The 19,410-nt window shown below is 61.7% G+C and carries 18 protein-coding genes and 1 tRNA gene; 6 read left to right on the top strand and 13 right to left on the bottom strand.

Annotation, left to right across the window (positions count from 1 at the left end; genetic code table 11):
- The first annotated feature begins 825 nt into the window (after positions 1-825).
- Positions 826-1,989, top strand: a complete 1,164-nt coding sequence (locus tag IH881_09490) for an alpha/beta hydrolase (protein ID MCH7867917.1) — start codon at positions 826-828, stop codon at positions 1,987-1,989.
- 104 nt (positions 1,990-2,093) lie between these two features.
- The gene (locus tag IH881_09485) at positions 2,094-2,459 is read left to right on the top strand and encodes a hypothetical protein (GenBank protein MCH7867916.1); all 366 of its coding nucleotides are present in this window, start codon (positions 2,094-2,096) and stop codon (positions 2,457-2,459) included.
- A 339-nt stretch (positions 2,460-2,798) separates the two neighbouring features.
- Here IH881_09485 and IH881_09480 read toward each other — a convergent pair.
- The 10 genes from IH881_09480 to radA all read right to left on the bottom strand — a co-directional run bounded on the left by IH881_09480 (position 2,799) and on the right by radA (position 12,531).
- Positions 2,799-2,874, bottom strand: a tRNA-Ala gene (locus IH881_09480).
- A gap of 292 nt (positions 2,875-3,166) precedes the next feature.
- The gene (locus tag IH881_09475; protein MCH7867915.1) at positions 3,167-3,769 is read right to left on the bottom strand and encodes a response regulator; all 603 of its coding nucleotides are present in this window, start codon (positions 3,767-3,769) and stop codon (positions 3,167-3,169) included.
- Between the two features lie 257 nt (positions 3,770-4,026).
- Positions 4,027-4,995, bottom strand: a complete 969-nt coding sequence (locus IH881_09470; GenBank protein MCH7867914.1) for a hypothetical protein — start codon at positions 4,993-4,995, stop codon at positions 4,027-4,029.
- An 80-nt stretch (positions 4,996-5,075) separates the two neighbouring features.
- The gene (gene eno, locus IH881_09465; protein MCH7867913.1) at positions 5,076-6,383 is read right to left on the bottom strand and encodes a phosphopyruvate hydratase; all 1,308 of its coding nucleotides are present in this window, start codon (positions 6,381-6,383) and stop codon (positions 5,076-5,078) included.
- Positions 6,384-6,485: 102 nt separating this feature from the next.
- Complete coding sequence (locus IH881_09460) at positions 6,486-7,316, bottom strand: ABC transporter ATP-binding protein (GenBank protein ID MCH7867912.1); 831 nt, start codon at positions 7,314-7,316, stop codon at positions 6,486-6,488.
- Positions 7,313-8,332, bottom strand: a complete 1,020-nt coding sequence (locus IH881_09455; protein MCH7867911.1) for an iron ABC transporter permease — start codon at positions 8,330-8,332, stop codon at positions 7,313-7,315. The genes IH881_09460 and IH881_09455 overlap by 4 nt, the downstream gene beginning before the upstream one ends.
- On the bottom strand, positions 8,332-9,333 hold the full coding sequence (locus IH881_09450; protein ID MCH7867910.1) for an ABC transporter substrate-binding protein: 1,002 nt from the start codon (positions 9,331-9,333) through the stop codon (positions 8,332-8,334). The genes IH881_09455 and IH881_09450 overlap by 1 nt, the downstream gene beginning before the upstream one ends.
- Before the next feature lie 152 nt (positions 9,334-9,485).
- Complete coding sequence (locus tag IH881_09445) at positions 9,486-9,932, bottom strand: helix-hairpin-helix domain-containing protein (protein MCH7867909.1); 447 nt, start codon at positions 9,930-9,932, stop codon at positions 9,486-9,488.
- Between the two features lie 20 nt (positions 9,933-9,952).
- On the bottom strand, positions 9,953-11,008 hold the full coding sequence (locus tag IH881_09440) for a polyprenyl synthetase family protein (GenBank protein MCH7867908.1): 1,056 nt from the start codon (positions 11,006-11,008) through the stop codon (positions 9,953-9,955).
- A gap of 86 nt (positions 11,009-11,094) precedes the next feature.
- Entirely contained in the window at positions 11,095-12,531 is a 1,437-nt protein-coding gene (gene radA, locus IH881_09435) for a DNA repair protein RadA (GenBank protein MCH7867907.1), read from the bottom strand.
- Between the two features lie 136 nt (positions 12,532-12,667).
- Between radA and bioB the strand changes: the two genes are divergently transcribed.
- From bioB to bioD, 3 genes are read left to right on the top strand one after another with little or no spacing between them, the layout of a single operon-like run.
- Positions 12,668-13,759 (top strand): biotin synthase BioB, encoded by a 1,092-nt coding sequence (gene bioB / locus IH881_09430; GenBank protein ID MCH7867906.1) that lies wholly within the window; start codon positions 12,668-12,670, stop codon positions 13,757-13,759.
- A 10-nt stretch (positions 13,760-13,769) separates the two neighbouring features.
- On the top strand, positions 13,770-14,978 hold the full coding sequence (gene bioF / locus IH881_09425; GenBank protein MCH7867905.1) for an 8-amino-7-oxononanoate synthase: 1,209 nt from the start codon (positions 13,770-13,772) through the stop codon (positions 14,976-14,978).
- Complete coding sequence (gene bioD / locus IH881_09420; GenBank protein MCH7867904.1) at positions 14,978-15,661, top strand: dethiobiotin synthase; 684 nt, start codon at positions 14,978-14,980, stop codon at positions 15,659-15,661. The genes bioF and bioD overlap by 1 nt, the downstream gene beginning before the upstream one ends.
- 29 nt (positions 15,662-15,690) lie before the next feature.
- On the opposite strand, the gene nagA is transcribed toward bioD, so the two are convergent.
- Positions 15,691-16,860 (bottom strand): N-acetylglucosamine-6-phosphate deacetylase, encoded by a 1,170-nt coding sequence (gene nagA / locus IH881_09415; protein MCH7867903.1) that lies wholly within the window; start codon positions 16,858-16,860, stop codon positions 15,691-15,693.
- Positions 16,861-16,947: 87 nt separating this feature from the next.
- Between nagA and IH881_09410 the strand changes: the two genes are divergently transcribed.
- Positions 16,948-17,541 carry a hypothetical protein gene (locus IH881_09410; GenBank protein MCH7867902.1) on the top strand — a complete coding sequence of 198 codons (594 nt, stop codon included), beginning with the start codon at positions 16,948-16,950 and terminating at the stop codon, positions 17,539-17,541.
- 34 nt (positions 17,542-17,575) lie between these two features.
- Here IH881_09410 and atpC read toward each other — a convergent pair whose 3' ends face one another.
- Positions 17,576-17,983: an ATP synthase F1 subunit epsilon gene (gene atpC / locus IH881_09405; GenBank protein MCH7867901.1), complete on the bottom strand. Its 408-nt coding sequence runs from the start codon at positions 17,981-17,983 to the stop codon at positions 17,576-17,578.
- A 2-nt stretch (positions 17,984-17,985) separates the two neighbouring features.
- Positions 17,986-19,404 carry a F0F1 ATP synthase subunit beta gene (atpD, locus tag IH881_09400; protein ID MCH7867900.1) on the bottom strand — a complete coding sequence of 473 codons (1,419 nt, stop codon included), beginning with the start codon at positions 19,402-19,404 and terminating at the stop codon, positions 17,986-17,988.
- Between the last annotated feature and the right edge of the window lie 6 nt (positions 19,405-19,410).

The following is a 19,410-nucleotide window of genomic DNA, read 5'->3' as shown; positions in this document are numbered from 1 at the left end:
CGGCGGTGCAGCTCTCGCCCTGGTCGGCGCCGTTGGCGTGCTGTGGCATGCCCAGCCGGATGATGCGCCGATCAAGCAGCTCGCTGCGTGGCAGCGACTCGCGAGTCCCGGGGACCTGTCGGCGGCTCACAGCCGCCTGGAGGGAGACTGCGGTGCGTGTCACACCACAGTCATCGGAGCGTCACGGACGAAGTGCATCGCATGCCACGCAACCGAAGAGCGGCTTCTGATCTGGCCTGAGCTGACCTTCCACGCGTCCGTCCGTGACTGTAGGGCTTGTCATCCCGAGCATCTGGGCGCAAGCGCACCCCCGACGCGAATGGACCACGTGGCCCTAGCAACGATGGGACTCGGCTTGCTGACAAGCGGGGAATCCGAAGCCGGTCGGTCGGTTGCCCAGCACCTTTCCAGCTGGATCGCGGAATCCCCGGTCGGCAGCGATGAACCGGGGGCAAGTCGCCTAGCACCCGCCGAGGCGGTGCTCCAATGCGCGACCTGCCATGCGGAGAGCGACGCGCATCGGGGGATGTTCGGGAGTGATTGCGGAGCGTGTCACGGGACTAGCGGCTGGGTGATCCCGGAGTCTCGGCACCCTTCCAACGCTTCAACGGACTGTGCACAGTGCCATCGTGCCCCCCCTTGCCATTCCACCCCACACTTCAAGAAGGTGTGCGCCACAGTGGCTGGCCAGCCAAACGCAGCAGTCCGCGACTGTCATTCCTGCCACCAGGTGACGGCATGGAACGAAATTAGGGCGGTGGGCTGGTACCAGAGCCACTGAGTCCTCGAATGAGGCATAACTCAGTTTCTGTACCATTGCCGCCCATGGCTGAACTCCAGCAACAAAGATGGAAACGTCTCTTGCTGCGAACGGTCCTGGTGATGCTCGTACTTGCGGTCGCCGGTCTGAGCATCACGTTGGGTATGCGCCGCTCGGCGCAAAAGCGCATTGCTGAGGCCACCAAGATCGCCGTACCGCCCGGCATCGATTCGCTTGAAAAGGTAAGGCTTGGCGGAGTCGACCAGTGGATCCTTATCCGGGGACACGACGCCTCCGACGAGGTACTGCTGTTTGTTCACGGCGGGCCAGGTGTGCCCAACATGCCGCTGTCCCACCTGAACGCGGATCTGGAGAAACGATTTGTGGTCGTTCAGTGGGATCAGAGAGGCGCCGGGAAGTCTTTTTCCACCTCCGTTCCGCCTGAGGCGATGAAGATCGACCAGTTCGTTTCCGATGCCCGAGCTCTGACACAGCGCCTGATCGAGAGGTTTGATAAAGACAAGATCTACTTACTGGGGCACTCGTGGGGATCGGTTGTCGGGGCCAAGACAGCGGCGAGGTATCCGGAGCTCTTCAACGCCTACATCGGCGTGAGCCAGGTAACCAATGTCATGGAAACGCAGAAGTTGCTCTATGAGAGAACGCTAGAGACAGCAAAGTCGGAGTACAACGCCTCCGCCGTTGCCGATCTTGAAGCGATCGGTGCACCCCCGTTTGCGCGGCCGGACGACCATCTCCTCGCCTGCGAATGGCTGGCGAAATTCCAAGACCGTTCGATGGTCGCGAAATGGAAGGTGGTAGGCGAGATGGTCAGCTCTCCGTACTATTCAATTGGCGACCTGAACCGATTTCGAAAAGGAATGCGCTTTTCGTTAGACCATCTCTGGGAGCCGCTCGGGGACGTGGACCTGTTCGAAGAGATTCGATCGTTTGAAGTCCCCGTGGTGTTCATCCAGGGGCGCAAAGATCCACTCATCCCCGGCGAGCTGATCGATCGATATTTTAGCTCGCTCGTCGCACCTCGAGGGAAAACGTTGGTCTGGCTGGAGGACGCCGGGCACATGCCGCACTTCGAAGAGCCCGGTGCCTTTCAACGTGCCGTTTTGAACGCAGTCGATCGGTTGACGGGGGATCATTCCAATGAGCAATTTGCTACTGGGGTGCCCGAATCATCGTGCGATTCCGAAAGGGCCTCAACCTCATCATAAGCGGATCATCGCCTCGGCGGCCGACTCCCTGCGCATGTTGACATGATACCTACGAATGAAGGTAATGCAAAATCCAACGCTACCCACAATAAGGAGAGAACACGATGAAGCGAACGATCACGGGAATGACACTCGTTTTGGCGCTCTTTTTCACAGCGACCGTCTGGAGCCAAGAGTCGACGATGGAGCGTGGGAAGATGGGAATGGGAATGATGAAAATGGGGGAGTCGCCCCAGATGGAGACGTGTATGCAGATGATGGGGAAGATGGAAATGGAGGATATGGAGACCACGAACGAGGCGGTCGATGAGTTGGTCGGGCGGATGCGAGCCGCTGATGGCGCGGAGAAGATGGCCGCGATGGAGGAGCTGTTGACGGTATTGGTCGCGCAGCGACGGCAGATGCACAAAATGATGCGGGGCATGCCGAAAATGATGTGCGGCGGAATGATGGGAATGATGATGAAGTAGGACCCACGGTCTACGCGGCCCTCCGATGGTAGTAAGTAAAGTTACCTCCGAGTCTCTCTCTACTGTCGACGGCACCCACCATATTGAGTTCGTCAATTGCCTTCACGATCAGCTGGTTGTCGGATCCCTGGTGATTTCGCTCATAGTGGCAATGCTCCGGATTCTCTTTCACGGCCTTTTGCAGGTGGTGTTCGCTCAGCGGAATGATCTGCGCAATATATCCGGATTTAAGGTCATAGCGAAGCTTGGGATCGTTGAGCAGGCGTACTGTAACTGACGGACGCCAACTGGATTCAAATTCAGGTGCAGGTCGAGATGCATGCGGGTAGACAGAATAAATGGTGGAGCCGAGCGGGCTCGAACCGCCGACCTCTGCGTTGCGAACGCAGCGCTCTCCCAGCTGAGCTACGGCCCCACGAAACTGGAATTCGGTCCCCCGCTAGAGCTCGGGGAGACCGCCCGATCTACCAACCCCTATATAGAAGCTATCGGCTGGTACAGACTCTCGCTTGCGCGAGGTTCCGCGGGCGAGGCGAGACGGTAGGGCGAAGGATTTTGGCCGTCAAGGAATTGGGGCGCTTCCACCGGGCGGGCGGATCGACTGGCCGGGGCCTTTGTCGATCGACCCGCCTCGGGCGGATACGCGGGGAGTGGGTCAGGGGATGACGTGGGGATTCGCCGCGCTCTGACCCAAAGTGCTTTCGCCCCTATACGGTCTCGAAGAAGTAGGTCATTCGAGTCTGGAGCGACGTTGCGAGCTTGTGGAGCGTCGACATCGAGGCTGCGCTCTTGCCGAGTTCGATTTGAGAAATCAGGCTCACCGAAAGGCCGGTGCGGTTGGCGAGCTGCTTGAGGGTCAGCGGGCGCGAGTGGCGCAATTCGCGGATGCGACCGCCCACGACCGAGTTGAGACGGGTTTCGAGATCGATGAGCAAACCCTTCTCCGTGATGGCGTCGTTCAGCACGGCGCGGAATTCGTCGGCATCAATAGGCTTCTGGAGATAGTGGAACGCTTGGTTCTTCATGGTCGCGACTGCGGCTTCCACTGACGCGATACCGGTAGTGGCAATCACGCAGAGGTCGCTGTCCTGGGCGCGAATCGCCTCGAGGGCCTCTGCGCCACCCGTTCCGGGCGATACGTCGAGGACCACGATCTGGTAGCGATTGTCCCGGATTTCGGATGGAATCTGGGATGCGTCCGAGAGTGCGGTCACGCGATGGCCGTCTTCGGCCAAAACGTTCTTGATGGCGAGATTGGATTCTTCGTCACGATCAACAACGAGAACATTCAAGTAATGCTGGCTGCTCATGGTTCTCCCCTAGCGTAGAGTCGGCAACACCTCGGCAAGGCCGGTGTATCACTCCCCATCTACAACGTGCGCCGAACCCATCTAACCCTCGAACTTTTCAAGGATTTTTGTGTTCGGCCTTACAGGAGAATCTGTTCGGTATTTCTACCTAGTTGCATTAGCTCTGAATTGAAATGTGTCGGTATTTTTTTGGGCGCTGCTGGGAAAAATCTACAGGTGTGGCGGAAAACAGACGCTCGGGTGGGCCAGGAAGAGCTCTAGGGCGACGGAGGAGTGGGAGCGGGGCTTGGCGATTGCGCGGGCTCGCCGGCTGGGGCCGCGTCCGGATTGGGCGGTGTCTCGGGTTCGCTGGCGGGATCGGGACCCGTGACTGGGGCCATGAGCCAGGCTTTGCTGAACGCCGCGGCCGGGGCGTTGACCTCGATCACGCCTTCGACCTCAAAGCGAACGGGTCGTTTGCCCGGCTCTTCAATGCTCCACCACGATGGGACACTCAAGCGCTCGAACGACACGTAGGGCCCGAGCACTACCCGCACCCCGTCGCGCGACTCGATCTGTCGGACCCGGTGGTCGACCGTGTCCACCCACAGGCTGGCGAAGTACTCCGTGGGGCCACCCGCTTCGTCTTCTTCTACTGCTTTCGCAGGCTTTGCGTTCTCGGCCTTCTGTTCGGCAGTGGATTCGGAATTGGAGTTGTCTCCGTTACCTGAATCGTCGGCACTAGCGTCGATATCGACGTCTTCACCGAGAACATCATCAACCGGGGGCGCCAGGCGGGGGCGACGCACCGCGCGCGTCGGGTCTCCGATGACGTAGCAATCGTTTTCGCCACAGGGCGCCAGGCCCATCAGGTCGCGGTCGACGCCGAGGGTTTCCAACGCGGCCTCGAGCACGGCCCCGGAGTTGGACTGCAGCACGAATAGCGGCGGGAGAAAAGCTCTCGGGCGAACCAACAGCCGGGCGTTGCGCGCCGCGCTGTGTTGATCGCCCAATAGAATGTGTCGCTCGATCAATCCGCCGCTCGCCCGAAGCTCGAGTCGCGCCAGGCCCGTGGGATGGCTGACGAGGTCCCCCACCGCGACCGGTGGCCCGTCCCCGATGTGGAGCTTGAGCGTGTACCGAAGTGCCCGCACCCGACGACCGGATACGTTCGCAACCGCGACGGCGTCGATCACACGATCGGCCCGGGGAACGTGCGCCTCGGCGCGCGTCGGGAACGCCCCCATCCCAGCGATCAAACTGGAACAGATACACAGTAAAGTGATAGCGCGAAGCCACACCGCGCGAGCGCTTTGCCGCGTCGCTGTCACGTTGAGCCCGCGGCGCCCGACAGACAGCTCGCGCCGGCGTAGACCGCCCGATCGCCGAGTTCGGCTTCGATGCGGAGCAAACGGTTGTACTTGGCAACGCGCTCGGAGCGGCACAGTGAGCCCGTCTTGATCTGTCCGACACCGGTCCCCACGGCGAGGTCGGCAATGGTCGTGTCCTCGGTCTCCCCCGAACGGTGCGAGATCACCGACGAAAAGCCCGCTGCCTTCGCCATCGCGATGGCTTCCAGGGTTTCGCTGAGGGTTCCGATCTGGTTCAGCTTGATGAGGATCGAGTTGGCGGCCTGCTCTTCGATGCCGCGCTTCAAGATGCTCGGGTTTGTGACGAAGAGATCGTCGCCCACGATCTGCACTCGGTCCCCCACCTCTTTGACCAACGCGGACCAACCCGCCCAGTCGGTTTCCGCCAGGCCGTCTTCGATCGACACCACGGGATAATTGGAAATCCAATCCTTCCAGAATTCGATCATCTGCGCTGAAGTCCTGGTCTCGTTTTCGCCGGCGAGGACGTAGCGGCCGTCTTTGTAGAACTCGCTCGATGCAGGGTCGAGAGCGATCGAGATGTCGACACCAGGGCGGTAGCCCGCCGACTCGATCGCAGTCATCACCAGTTCGATGGCTTCGCGGTTGCTGCTGAGGTCCGGCGCAAAGCCGCCTTCGTCCCCGACCGCGGTCGAGTAGCCCTTTTGGTTGATGATGTCCTTGAGGGCGTGGAAGACCTCCGCACCCCAACGCAACGCTTCCCTGAAACTCGGCGCGCCCAGGGGATAGAGCATGAACTCTTGCAGGTCGACGTTGTTGTCCGCGTGGGCACCCCCGTTGATCACGTTCATCATCGGTGCGGGCAACACGTGGGCGTTGTTGTCGATGAAGCGATAGAAGGGCACGCCCCCGGCGTCCGCGGCGGCGTGGGCCGCGGCGAGGGAAACCCCGAGGATTGCGTTGGCGCCGAGACGCGACTTGGCTTCGCTGCCGTCGCAATCGATCAGCCTGCGGTCGAGCGCCGCTTGCTCGTCCAGGCCCGCAAGCTTGGTTCCTATTACCAGCTTCGCGAGTTCGCCGTTGACGTGGGATATGGCGGCGAGCACGCCCTTGCCGAGATAGCGATCCTTGTCTCCATCGCGGAGTTCGAGCGCTTCGCGCGCGCCGGTCGAGGCGCCGGAGGGTACGGCGGCAATTCCCCGGCTCCCGTCCGAGGTAGTGACTTCGACAGAGAGCGTGGGGTTGCCCCGCGAGTCCAGGATCTCGAATCCTTGAACATCGGTAATCGTGACTTCCACCACCATCGTCGAGCCTCCGTCCCCTTCTCGCCTTCTATATTAATTGTTCTGCCGTTTCTGATACTGATGAACTGCGAGGGCTCACGGTAGCAGCTTCGGGTCGCTGCTCTAACGAGTCGGGGGTCGGGCCGCGCCGGCTAGACGGGGTACGACCAATGGCGACCCGTCGGGTGCTCGAACGACATCCGCTTCGATCCCAAAGGCCCGCTCGAGCACGGCGGGGTCGAGTACTTCGCTCGGCCGACCCTGCGCGGCAATGCGGCCCTCGGCCAGCAGAATCAGCCTGTCCGACACCCGGGCGACCAGATCGAGATCGTGGGAGATCACCAATGCGGAGCCGCCGTTGTCCACCCGCTCGCGAACAGCGGTGAGAAGATCGATCCGATGACGCAGATCGAGAAAGGCCGTGGGTTCGTCGAGCAACAAAATCTCGGGCTCCTGGGCGAGCGCCCGGGCAAACATGACGAGCTGTCGCTCGCCCCCCGAAAGCGTGAGGATCGATTGCTCGGCCAGATCCTGAATGTCGAGTCGCTCGAGCACGGACCTCGCCAGGGCAATATCGCTCGGCCGGTCGAGTCCCAACAGTGGCTGATGGGGCGCGCGCCCCATCAGCACGACTTCGAGTGCCGTGAAGGGATATGGGAGCGTCGTGTCCTGGGGCACCGTGGCGAGAGAACGCGCGAGTTCGGCCCGGGAAAACTCGCCAATCGGCCGCCCCCCCAGCGCGACACTCCCCGACAGCGGTGCCAACACCCGAGTTGCGAGTCTGACCAGAGTCGTCTTGCCCGATCCATTATGACCCACGAGTCCGACGATTTCGCCGGGGTTGACTTCGAAGCTGACGTCGTCGAGGACGCGCCGCTTGCCAAACTCCACGCACACGGAGTGGAAGGACAGGGTTCTGGATTGCAAGTGCCGTTGCGGACTTGATTGCGTCATGGGGCGAAGATCCGTTGATGCTGACGGCGCAAGAGAAACAGGAACAGCGGGCCACCCACCAGTGCCGTGATGGCGCCAACCGGAAGCTCTCGGCCCCCCAACATCGTCCTCGCGACCGTGTCGCAAATCACCAGAAACGCGCCGCCGCCGAGCGCCGCCGCCGGGATCAAGAGTCGGTGGTCGGGGCCGAAGCACAGGCGCAATAGATGCGGAATGATCAAGCCCACGAAACCCACCAGCCCCGCCACCGAAACCGCGGCGCCGACCATCAGGGACGTCGCGAGCAACAAGATCCGTTTGTGGAGTTCGGTCGGAACACCCAGTTGTTCCGCCGGCTCGTCGCCCAGAATCAACAAATTCAAGCTGCGGGCGAGGGCCCCGGAACTCGCGAGGCCCAGCATCAGAAACACCGCGACCCAAGGCGCAACGTCGCTGCGGGCGGCGGAGAGGTTCCCAATCAACCACAAGAAGATGCGCGAACTTTCCGTGAGTCCTGCGATCGATGCCAGAAATACGATTGCGGCGGATGCAAAAGCGTTGAACACAACTCCCGTGAGCAACAGGCTGTTGGCCGACACGTGGTTTCCGGCACCGGCGATCAGGTATAGAAGTGCTGTCGTGAGTAGCGCCCCTGCAAAAGCCGCCGGGGGAACGACCGCATAGCCAAATCCCATGGCGCTCCCGATCGTGAGGGCGACGATTCCCCCGAGCGCGGCACCGCCCGAAACCCCCAGCACAAAGGGATCCGCAAGGGGGTTTCGCAGCAGCGCTTGAAAGACAACCCCCGACACCGAGAGCGATGCCCCGACGAGCAGCGCAAGCACCGTTCGCGGCAGGCGGATACGCAATACAATGTCACCCGCGGCCCCGGAATCCCCGGCTTCGAACAGCACCTTCCATACCTCCCCGGGCGCAAGTTCACTCGGTCCAAAGAGCAGGGAGCACCAGCTGCTCGCAATCAGGAGCAGCAACATGGAAAGGAGCACGCTGACGTATCGCCTGCGGGTCAGCAGCATCAGCGACCCCGTTCCCGGGCGAGCGCGGCTTCTTCGAGGCGAATGCGGCTCAAGATCTCGTCACCCCAGATCGTGCTCGCCAGCAGGCGCAGCGAGCTGTCGAGATCGGGACCCGGCATCGAGATCAGTGCCGCATCGAGAGAGATGAGCCGATCGTTCTTCACTGCCGCAATATGGGGCCAGCGCTGCCAGAACGACTTCGCTTCTCGGGACCCGGGGCTGAGGTCGAGCAACAATTGTGGCGAGGCCGCGACCATCCACTCCATGCCGATTCGCGGGTACGGTTCGCTGTAGTGGGCCGCGATGTTTTGCGTGCCCGCGATCTGCAGCATGGAGTCGATGAAGTTTTCGCCCCCCACCACGAAGAGTGGGTCGCGCTGTACCACCACCGCGACGGTGGGTCGCGCCTGGCCTTTGCCCACCAGGCTCGCGACGACTCGTTCAACCGCCGCGCGGGTGAGTTGGATCGCCGCGACGCGCTCGGCGGCCGCTTGCTCGGCGCCCAGAAGTTTTCCCAAACGGGTGATGTTCTCCAGCACCTCGGCAAATTGAAAATTTTGAAAGCTCTCGACTTCAATCTTCAGTTCTTGCAACCGCATGCGAAAGTCGCGTTGTTCGGCGCTCGGCACCAATACGACCAGGTCGGGTTCGAGGGCCACTACGGCCTCGAGACTCGGATTGAACAGCCCTCCGACCCGCGGCAAATCCGCAACCGCGGGAATTTGCTTGGCAGAAAAATCATCGACCCCCACGAGTTGATCCCCCTTGCCAATGGCGAGCAAGATTGCGGTAAGGGATGGGTTGAGCGAAATCACCCGGATGGCATGATGCGTTGGCGTCGCTTTGACCGCGTGGGCGTTGGTGACTACGGTGGTGAAGAGGATCGAGGTGAGGAGCAGCCAAGCAACCCCAAGTCGGTAGACCGATCCACCGCCCGACGACAACCCGGGTCGCCCGGGTCGACTAGCTTGGATAAGGATCGTTTCGGTAAAAGAGATCACGGGGTCATGCATTTCCAGTTGCGCGAAAATTTGCGGCGCAATGGTACCCGGAAATGAGGTGCCGGGAGTCGCGCCCCCGGCACCCACTTGCCGTCTAGCGAACGCTCACTAAACGCTCACTGCACAGTCACTACATACTCACTACACACTCACTACAACAGCTTGGCGGTCGTCTTTCCACTCACGCTCAGGTGGGGCCGCAGTCGCTCCAGCATGCTGGCGCCCACGCCCTTCACTTCCACGATCTCGTCGACCGATTTGAAGCCACCCTTGCTGGTCCGGACGTCGATGATCGCGGCGGCCCGCTTCTCCCCAACACCGGGCAGCATCTGCAGCTGCTCGGCGTCCGCGGTGTTGAGATTCACCACGCCACTGAGCCGCGTGGTCCCGTCGGTCGCCTGGGCGACGCTCGCCACCCCCGCCACCCCCGCAAGGGCGATCATCAGAGCTGCAACGAGGGCGAGATTGCGCCGCAGGGCACTCGAGGCCATGACGGCATTGGCACTGCGGTTGGCACTGCGAATCGCGTCGCGATTCGTGTTCGAATGGATCTTGGTACTGAACATTTGGTTCTCCGCGGGACCGCGGGGTAGTGACATCTAAACCGGCGGGCGGGGTCTCAGTGATCCCGCTGCACCGCGTATTCCGCGAGATCGAGCAGGGCGCGTTTGGCGCGCCCCTCGGGGAAGGCTGCAATCGCGGCAGCGGCCTGCTTTGCGTGTTCTTCGGCGCGGCGCGTGCTGTCGGCGAGCCCTCGGTAGCGCTCGACCAACTCCAGAACCGGGCCGAAATCGAGTTCGGCTGTGCTTTCTTTTCCGTCATCGCCCGCCAGGTTCAAATGCGCGATCCGCGCGGCATTTTTCAGCTCGCCCGAGATCAATTCTCGCTCGTTATTCGTGCAGCGCTTCAGGGTGAGGAGCAGGGGCAGGGTGATCTTGCCCTCCATCAGATCTGCACACAGGGGTTTGCCGATCTTGGCCTCGTCGGCTTCGTAGTCGAGCACGTCGTCTCGCACCTGGAACGCCACGCCGAGGGCGCGACCAAACTCCGCAACCCGCCGCACCTCGCCGCGCGTTACATCGCCCAGCACGGCGCCAATTTCGCAAGCGGCGGAGAGCAGCACGGCGCTCTTGCGCTCGATCACCTGGTAGTACTGTCGTTCGGAAATGTTGGTATCGAAGCTGCGTTGCAGTTGGATCAGTTCGCCTTCGGCCATCATGCGAATCGTGTTGGAAAATATTTCGAGGATCGCAAGGCTGCCGTCTTCGACGATCATGGAAGACGAGCGCCCGTAGAAAAAGTCGCCCGCCAGCACCGCGCGCCGGTTGCCCCAGATCGCATTCGCCGACGGCTGTCCGCGGCGCAACTTGGAGAGGTCCACGACATCATCGTGAAGCAGGGTGGCGGTGTGGATGAGTTCGAGTGCGGCTCCGAGTTGAACACTGCGCGACCCCGTGTAGCCACAGAGTTCGGCAGAAAGCAAAACCAGGATGGGCCGCAGTCGCTTGCCCCCGGACGAGAGCACGTGGTTGCCGATCAGCGGCATCAGCTCGCTCACGCTGTCGAGTTGTTCGTGCATGGCGTGATCGACGAGCCCGAGTCCTTCGGACATGCGGGCGAACAGCTCACCGATGCGCGTATCGAGCGCTTCGGATTTTGTCTTGGCTTTATTCATGGCGCCGGCAGGGTAGCCACACGCGCTGGGCCTGTCAAAGCCATGCTTTGAAAAAAACCGTGTGAATTCGGTTGCTTAACGAGGGTTCACGGGCGTGGACCGGCGCTTTCGCGCAACCATGAGATCACGTTCGCAATGTTGTCAACTTCGATTAACTCGCACGTTGAAGACTTTACGGCGGCGCGCGTACCCGGTGGAACGAGCAGTTGGCGAAAGCCCAGGCGGCCCAACTCCCGAATGCGAAGATCCAGTCGAGCGACTCGCCTCACTTCACCCCCGAGACCAATTTCTCCAACTGCCGCGGCCCCCGCTGGCAGCGCAATGTCGAGTGCACTCGAAGCGATCGCAAGGGCGAGTCCGAGATCGGCCGCCGGCTCCCCGACCCGGACGCCCCCGGTCACGTTCACATAGACATCGCGTGAAACAAGATCCACGGGAGTGCGTTGGTCGAGTACCGCGAGGATCAGCGCGACCCGACTGTCGTCGATTCCGATCGAAGTTCGTCGCGGAGTTCCATAAGTCGCGGTGGCAACCAGCGCCTGGATTTCGATCAGCAGCGGACGCGACCCTTCGAGCAATGGGATGATGCACGAGCCCGGCGCGCCGTCGCGATGTTCGGCCAGGAAGAGTTCGCTCGGATTTTCGACCTCCACCAATCCTTGCTCGGCCATCGTGAAGACCCCCACCTCCTGGGTTGAACCGAAGCGATTTTTGCTGGCTCGCAACAGCCGAAAAGCGTGGTTGCGATCGCCTTCAAAGTTGAGCACGACGTCGACCAGATGCTCGAGCACTCGGGGGCCCGCGATGGTTCCGTCCTTGGTCACATGTCCGACCAGAATCAGGGTGGTGGTGTGGAGCTTGGCGGTCGCGGCCAACAGCGACGCGCTCTCGCGGACCTGGCTCACCGAGCCGGGGGACGATTCGACCCGAGAGGTCTGGAGCGTCTGAATCGAATCGATGACGACGAGTCTCGGCGCCAGTTCCTTCCAGGCATTGGCAAACGATTCGACCCGGGTTTCGGCGAGAATCGCGACTCCGCTGCTGTCTTCCTCGAGCCGCTCTGCGCGCAGGCGAATTTGCTCCGGGCTCTCCTCGCCGCTGATATAAAGGACGCTTCGACTTCCCTCGCCGGCCTGGCGGGCCGCAGCGTCGATCCGCGCCGCGATTTGCAGTGCCAGGGTCGACTTCCCGACCCCCGGTTCGCCGCCGAGCAGCACTACGGAACCCGGAACGAAGCCTCCACCCAGTACGCGATCAAGTTCGCCTAGTCCTGAGGGCATCCTGGGGAGACTTCCGGGCTCAATTTCGCCCAGGGTCCTGATTTTGTCGCTTTTGTGGTTTGCGGCGCCCGAAAGCCCCAACAGGTCCCGGGCCGGGCTCGGGAGGGCATCCCGAGAGGCACCCGAGGCGACGACTTCTTCTTCCAGGGTTCCCCAATTTCCGCATTCATTACAGCGACCTAGCCACTTTGGATGCTGGGAACCACAGTTCGTGCAGCTGTATACGGTCTTGGGTCTCGCCACGTCCCGCAGTATAGTGCGCGAGCCAGTAAACCGGGCCGTGAATGTTGGTTGACAGCACGGGAGAGCCCGACAACGACCCAAGATCGCCTGATTACCGCTCGTCTTCACCGTCACCCACCCACCGGAGACTCGAACCTTGACCGATCCCTACTCCTCTCTCGCCGAACTCGGACTCGCGGGCGCGGCCCCGAGCGCCGAACAGGCCCGCTGGATTGTCGAGGGCGAAGACGTTTCGCTGCTCCCGCTACTCGAAGCGGCCTTCAAGATCCGCGAAAAACATTTTGGCCGCGAGGTCATGATTCACGTGCTGAACAACGTTCAGAACGGCCTGTGCCCCGAAGATTGTGGCTATTGCTCGCAGAACAAAGACAGCGAGGTCGCGATCCGCAAATACGCGATGAAGAGCGACGAGGAAATTTTCGACGAAGCAGAAAAGGCCGCCAGGGCCGGGGCGTCGCGCTACTGCATGGTGCTCTCGGGCCGGGGTCCGACGATCGAGCGCACCAGGAGACTCGCCGGCTTGATTCGCAAGATCAAGCAACGGTATCCCGTCGAGGTGTGCCTTTCTGTGGGACTACTCGGAGACGAGCACGCAAAGATTCTGGCCGACGCCGGACTCGACCGCCTCAACCACAATCTGAACACCAGCGAAGCGCGCTACGGCAAGATCTGCACGACCCACACCTATGCGGACCGAGTCGCGACCCTCGAAGCGGCGCGCAACAACGGCATTGGAACCTGCAGCGGGTTGATCGTGGGCATGGGAGAGGATGCCGAAGAACTGGTCGAGGTCGCGTTCAAGTTGCGCGAACTCGAAGTCCCATCGATCCCGGTCAATTTTTTGATTCCCATGGAGGGCAACCGGGTCAAGCAAGACGGATCTCTGAATCCAACGCATTGTCTGCGGGTGTTGTGCTTGATGCGATTCGTAAACCCCACCGCAGAGATTCGGATTGCCGGCGGGCGCGAGGGGAACCTGCGGAGCATGCAGCCCCTGGGCCTGTATCCCGCCAATTCCCTTTTCGTCGAGGGTTACCTGACGACCCGTGGCGATGCCGCGCGTGAGACGTATCAGATGATCGCCGATGCGGGGTTCACGGTATCGGGCAATTCGGACTACGACGGTCCGCTGCCCGACACCAGCGAGTTCAGACTTCCAGGGCCGTTGGGCGATCTGCTCAAACCCGAAATCAGTGCACGGTCCCAGGTCGCAGGTCATAGGGAATAGTCGCAGCATGGTGCTCCGCGAAATTGCACAACAGACTCTTTCGGCGATTCGCCGTCGCGGTACGTATCGCGAACTGCGCAGGCTTTCGGGGCCTCACGGCACTCGTGTTCGCATGGACGAGCGCGAGGTGCTGTTGTTTGCCGGCAGCAACTACCTCGACCTGAGTCATCACCCCCAGGTGGTAGAAGCCGCGTCACAGGCAGCGCGCGAATGGGGCTGCGCGGCGGGGGGGTCGAGGCTGATCTCCGGCAACCTCGAAATCCACGAAGCCTTCGAAGAAGAGATCGCCAAATTCACGGGCTGCGAAGCGGCCCTGCTGTTCAACTCCGGCTACGCGGCCAATCTCGGCATCATTCCCGCACTCATGGGACAGGGCGATATTGTGGTTTCCGATTCTCTCAACCACGCTTCGATCATCGATGGTGTGCGGCTGTCGCAAGCCGAAGCCAGGGTCATCCCCCACGCTGACTGCGCGGCGCTCGACAAGACCCTGAGTGAAGTCTGCGACGGCGAGAGGCGGGTACTGCTCGCACTCGATGGCGTCTTCAGCATGGACGGCGACATCGCGCCGCTTGCGACCATGGTCGAGATCGCCCACCGCCACGACGCGATGGTGTTGTTGGACGACGCCCATGGAACTGGGACCCTGGGCGAGGGTGGGCGAGGCAGCGGCGAGCATTGCGGCGTGTTGGCGGATGTCGACATCCAGATTGGAAATCTCGCCAAGGGCATCGGATCCTTTGGCGCGTATGTCGCGGGCGCGCGGGATTTGCGGGATCTGCTGATCAACGTCGCACGAAGCTTCATCTTTACCTGTGCTTTGCCGCCGCCCCAGGTGGCCGCGGCCCGGGCCGCGCTCGAACTCGTGCGCGATGAACCATGGCGGCGCTGGCAGCTGCAGTGCAATGCCTCACGACTGCGCGAGCGACTGGGCGACGCGGGGATTTCGACCGCACCGTCGTGCACGCATATCGTTCCGGTGATTCTCGGCGACAACGACCGCACGATGCAGGTCTGCGAAGCATTGCTCGCCCGGGGCTATTACGTGCAGGGAATCCGACATCCTTCGGTGCCCCGCGGCAGCGCGCGCTTGCGCATTACGCCGATGGCCACGCACTCGTTCGATGAGATCGATGCGCTTGCGGATTGTCTGGTCGAAGTCATCGGCCAGCACCCCGCGTCTACCTTCCCCGCTACATCCCCGGCCCCCGAGAACTGATGCGACGGCTCGGCTTCTTCGTCACGGGAACCGACACCGGCGTTGGCAAGACCGTCGCCGCGTGCGCACTCGTGCGCGGATTGCGCGAGCGCGGAATCGATGTCGGGGTCATGAAGCCGATCGAGACTGGGGTAGGGGTCGCGGGACCGTTGGACGCCCTGGCTCTGCGCGATGCTGCGGGGGTTGGGGATGGGATTGAAGAAATCTGTCCGCTGCAGTTCGCCATGCCGGCCGCTCCCAATGTTGCGGCAGCGGCTGAGGCACGCGAGGTGGATCTCGAACTGCTTGCGCAATCCTTCGCAGAGATTGCGGGCCGCCACGAACTGATGGTGGTCGAGGGCGCGGGGGGCTTGCTGGTCCCCACCACGTCCGGCAGCGACATGGGAGATCTCGCGCAGCAATTGGATCTAGCCGTGATCGTAGTGGCCCGGATGGCGCTCGGAACCATCAACCATACGTTGTTGACGTTGCGTGAGGTGGAACGCCGCGGCCTTGCGCTAGCGGGGGTGATTCTCTGCGACGCCGATGGATCGCTGTCGAATTCAGACCGTGCAAACCTCAGTCACCTGCGCGCAGAACTGGGTCCATTGTTGGTTGGAGAGATCGAACACGCGGCGAAGGGAGAGCTTCCGGCCAAGGACGTGCTGGCGATCGATGCGCTGACCCGGGCGCTGGTTGATTAGCGGTCGTCCGCAATTACGATTCGCAGAACTCAGTTGCGCGCGAAGACTCGTTCGCCTGCAATCCAGGTTTCGTGGACATTGTCTTCGGCGTCGAAGATTGCGAAGTCTGCTCGCGCTCCCGGGCGCAGGGTTCCGCGTTGGGATTCGATTCCAAGTAGCCGTGCCGGGCGCAGGGTTGCGGCGGCAATTGCTTCGATGCGATTCATTGCGCCGTACGCCTGGACGTTCCGCACTGCGCGATCGAGACTGAGGTTGCTGCCCGCGAGTCCGCCGTCGGCCAGGCGAATTGCATCGCCGTCGTCGTGGACTGGGCCCGAACCGAACGAGACCGAGTCCAAATCAGCAGCCGCGGGCGGTTGAATCCGGTCGGTGATGAGCATGAGTTGCTCGCCCTTTGCCCGACAGGCCGTGCGGACCATGGCGGGGTGGACGTGGACCCCGTCGCAAATGAGGTCGCAGCTGACCCGGTCCTCCGCCAAGGCCCAACCCGCCAGCCCTGGCTCGCGGTGATGGATGGGCCCCATCGCGTTGAAGAGGTGGGTTACGTGCGTCATCTCGCTTTTGACGCATGCGTCAAGGACATTTTGGCTAGCGAGGCTATGGCCCAACGAGGCGACGATTTCTCGGCCCCTCAAGGCAGCGAGCAGTTCCAGGCCGCCATGACATTCGGGCGCAAATGTCACCATTTTCAGGACATCTCGAGCAGAATCCAGGAATAAATCGTCTTTTTTGGGGTCAAACGGCCGGATCGACTCTCCCGGCTGAGCTCCCGCGGCCGCTGGGTTGATCCAAGGCCCTTCGAGATGGACCCCCAGGAGCTGCGCACCGGATTGACGCGTTTGCGTCATAAAGTCTCGACTTTGCGTTACCCATTGCTCGATCCGCGCGTCATTCCAGGCCACCGTAGTCGCCAGGAAGCCGGTTGTTCCCATCCCCAGCAGCGCTTCGGCGGTCCGCTCCAGCGCGGCCGGCACTTCAGCGGGCGCGGCAAAGATCAACTCGCCATGGAAATGAAGGTCCAGCAGGCCCGGGGCCAGCGCGAAACCCTCTAAATTGACCCGTTCAGCGGATTCGGGCGCCGGGTCCTGCTCCCCAAACACGGCGGCAATTTTCCCGTTTTCGACCAGAACCCCACCCCTTCGCGAAGTCGCAACTTCGGGGTCAAGAATCACGAGATTGTGGAGGAATTTTGGATTCACGCCGGGAGACTACCAGCTCTCCGCGAGCTCAGGAGAGAGAAGGGTCGTAGCTAAAGGACCCCATTCGTACATCCGATAAATCCCCCAATGCGGAACGAACCCACGATACTCACTGAAGAGCTTCGTTTGATCGAGATGAAGCTCAAAACGCTGCGACGCGACTACGAGCAGTATTTTTTGGGTTCGCGGCCGCGCGAACCCGCGAATGCGCGTGCCGAGATTCAGAAGGTCATGATCCGCTTGAGCAACGGCGTGATCAAGAACACAGCCGAGCGATTCAAGTTCCAGACCATCAACCAGATGTTCATGACCTACAAGCGCCGCTGGGACGACACGCTGCGGAAAATCGAGAACGGGACGTATCAGCGCCACGTCTTCAAGGCGAACCTCCACGACCGTGCTCGCAACGAGGCTGCGATTTCTTCTTCGCCCGCAGATTCGCCCGCAGATACCCGGGCGACTCCGGGTTCCGCTGACGAGGACATCTTCAACAGCTACATCGAGGCCGCGAAGACTTGTGGCCAGAATGTCAAGGGCCTCACCCCCGCGAAGCTTCAGTCCGTAATCGACAAACAAGCGGCAGCGATCAAGAAGAAGCTGGGGGTGAAGGACGTGACGTTTCGCGTCGAAGTGGTGGACGGACAGGTAAAGCTCAAAGCGCGAGCGGTCAAAGCCAGCTAGAGGCGAGCTGCTCGTCGAAGCTACTTGTCCACGACTACTTGTCCACGACCTCGAGCTGTACTTCGCCTTTGCGGACGATCTCGTTCAGGGTCTCGCGTCGGGACTCGTTCTCTTCACCCTCGGCCAGTGCAGCCAGCTCCGCCTGGGCTTCGTTCAGAGATTCTTGTACCTGGGCTTTGTCGATTGCGCCCGCCATGACACAATAATCTGCCAGCACCACCACCCGTTCCGAACTGACGTCCGCGAAGCCGTTCGAAACCGCAGCCCACTCGCTGCCCGACGCGAGCTTGATCTCGATCGCACCGTGGTGCAGCGGCGCCAATGTGCGCTCGTGTTGTTCGAGCACGCCAAACTCGCCTTCAGAGCCGGGCAACACCACCTGGTCGACCGTGCCCGAGTACGCCTCTCCTTCGGGCGTCACGATGATGAGATCGAGGGACAACGCTAGAGCTCCTTTGCCTTCTTGAGCACGCCGTCGATGCTGCCGCACATGAAGAACGCCTGCTCGGGGATGTCGTCATGCTTGCCCTCGAGGATTTCGCGGAAGCCTCGGACCGTCTCTTCGATCGGCACGTACTCGCCATCGATACCCGTGAACTGTTCGGCAACGTTGAAGGGCTGCGAAAAGAATCGCTGTACCTTGCGCGCGCGATTGACCACCAAGCGGTCGTCCTCGGAGAGTTCGTCCATGCCGAGAATTGCAATGATGTCCTGCAGCTCCTTGTACTTCTGAAGCGTAGCTTGGACCTCGCGCGCCGCGTTGTAGTGCTCTTCCCCGATCACCTGTGGATCGAGAATTCGGCTGGTCGAATCCAGCGGATCGACCGCCGGGTAGATGCCGAGTTCAGAAATGGCCCGGCTCAACACCGTAGTGGCATCGAGATGAGTAAAGGCCGTTGCGGGCGCGGGGTCGGTGAGATCGTCCGCGGGTACGTAAATGGCCTGCACCGAGGTGATCGAGCCCTTCTTGGTGGAGGTGATGCGCTCCTGCAACTCGCCCATGTCGGTTGCGAGCGTCGGCTGGTAGCCCACCGCCGAAGGGATGCGCCCGAGCAGCGCCGACACTTCGGAGCCCGCCTGGGTAAAGCGAAAAATGTTGTCGATGAAGAGCAGCACGTCCTGGCCTTCTTCGTCGCGGAAGTACTCGGCGGTGGTCAGGGCCGATAGACCGACTCGCGCGCGTGCTCCCGGGGGCTCGTTCATCTGGCCGAAGATCAGGGCGGCCTTGTCGAGCACGGTGGTGCCGTCGGCGAGCTTGGCGTCCTCCATCTCGTGCCACAGGTCGTTGCCCTCGCGGGTTCGCTCGCCCACGCCGCCAAAGACCGAGTAGCCGCCGTGGTTCTTGGCAATGTTGTTGATGAGTTCGAGGATCACGACGGTCTTGCCCACCCCGGCGCCTCCGAACAACCCGACCTTGCCACCCTTGGGGTAGGGGGCGATCAGATCCACAACCTTGATACCGGTCTCCAGAATTTCGACCGCCGTCGACTGCTCGACAAACTCCGGGGCCGGTCGGTGGATGGGGAGATACATGGCGGCTTCGATCGGGCCACGGTCGTCCACCGGTTCACCGATCACGTTCATGATCCGCCCCAGTGTTCCGGGACCGACCGGGACCATGATCGGGGCTCCGGTGTCGCTTACGTCCTGTCCCCGCCGCAACCCGTCGGTTGTGTCCATCGCGATGGCACGGATCGTATTCTCACCGAGATGGAGCGCAACCTCGAGCACGAGGTTGTCGCTTCGATCATCGATCGCTGCGTTGGTGGTGCGCAGCGCCGTGTTGATCTCCGGGATGTCACCGGGGGGGAATTCGACATCCACCACCGGTCCCATGACCTGCACGATTCTTCCGGTTTGCATGGCTCT

It is taken from the genome of Myxococcales bacterium (genome assembly GCA_022563535.1).
Lineage (GTDB): Bacteria > Myxococcota_A > UBA9160 > UBA9160 > UBA4427 > DUBZ01.
The sequence above is the reverse complement of the archived record's forward strand: the minus strand, read 5'-3'. Positions and strand labels throughout refer to the sequence as shown.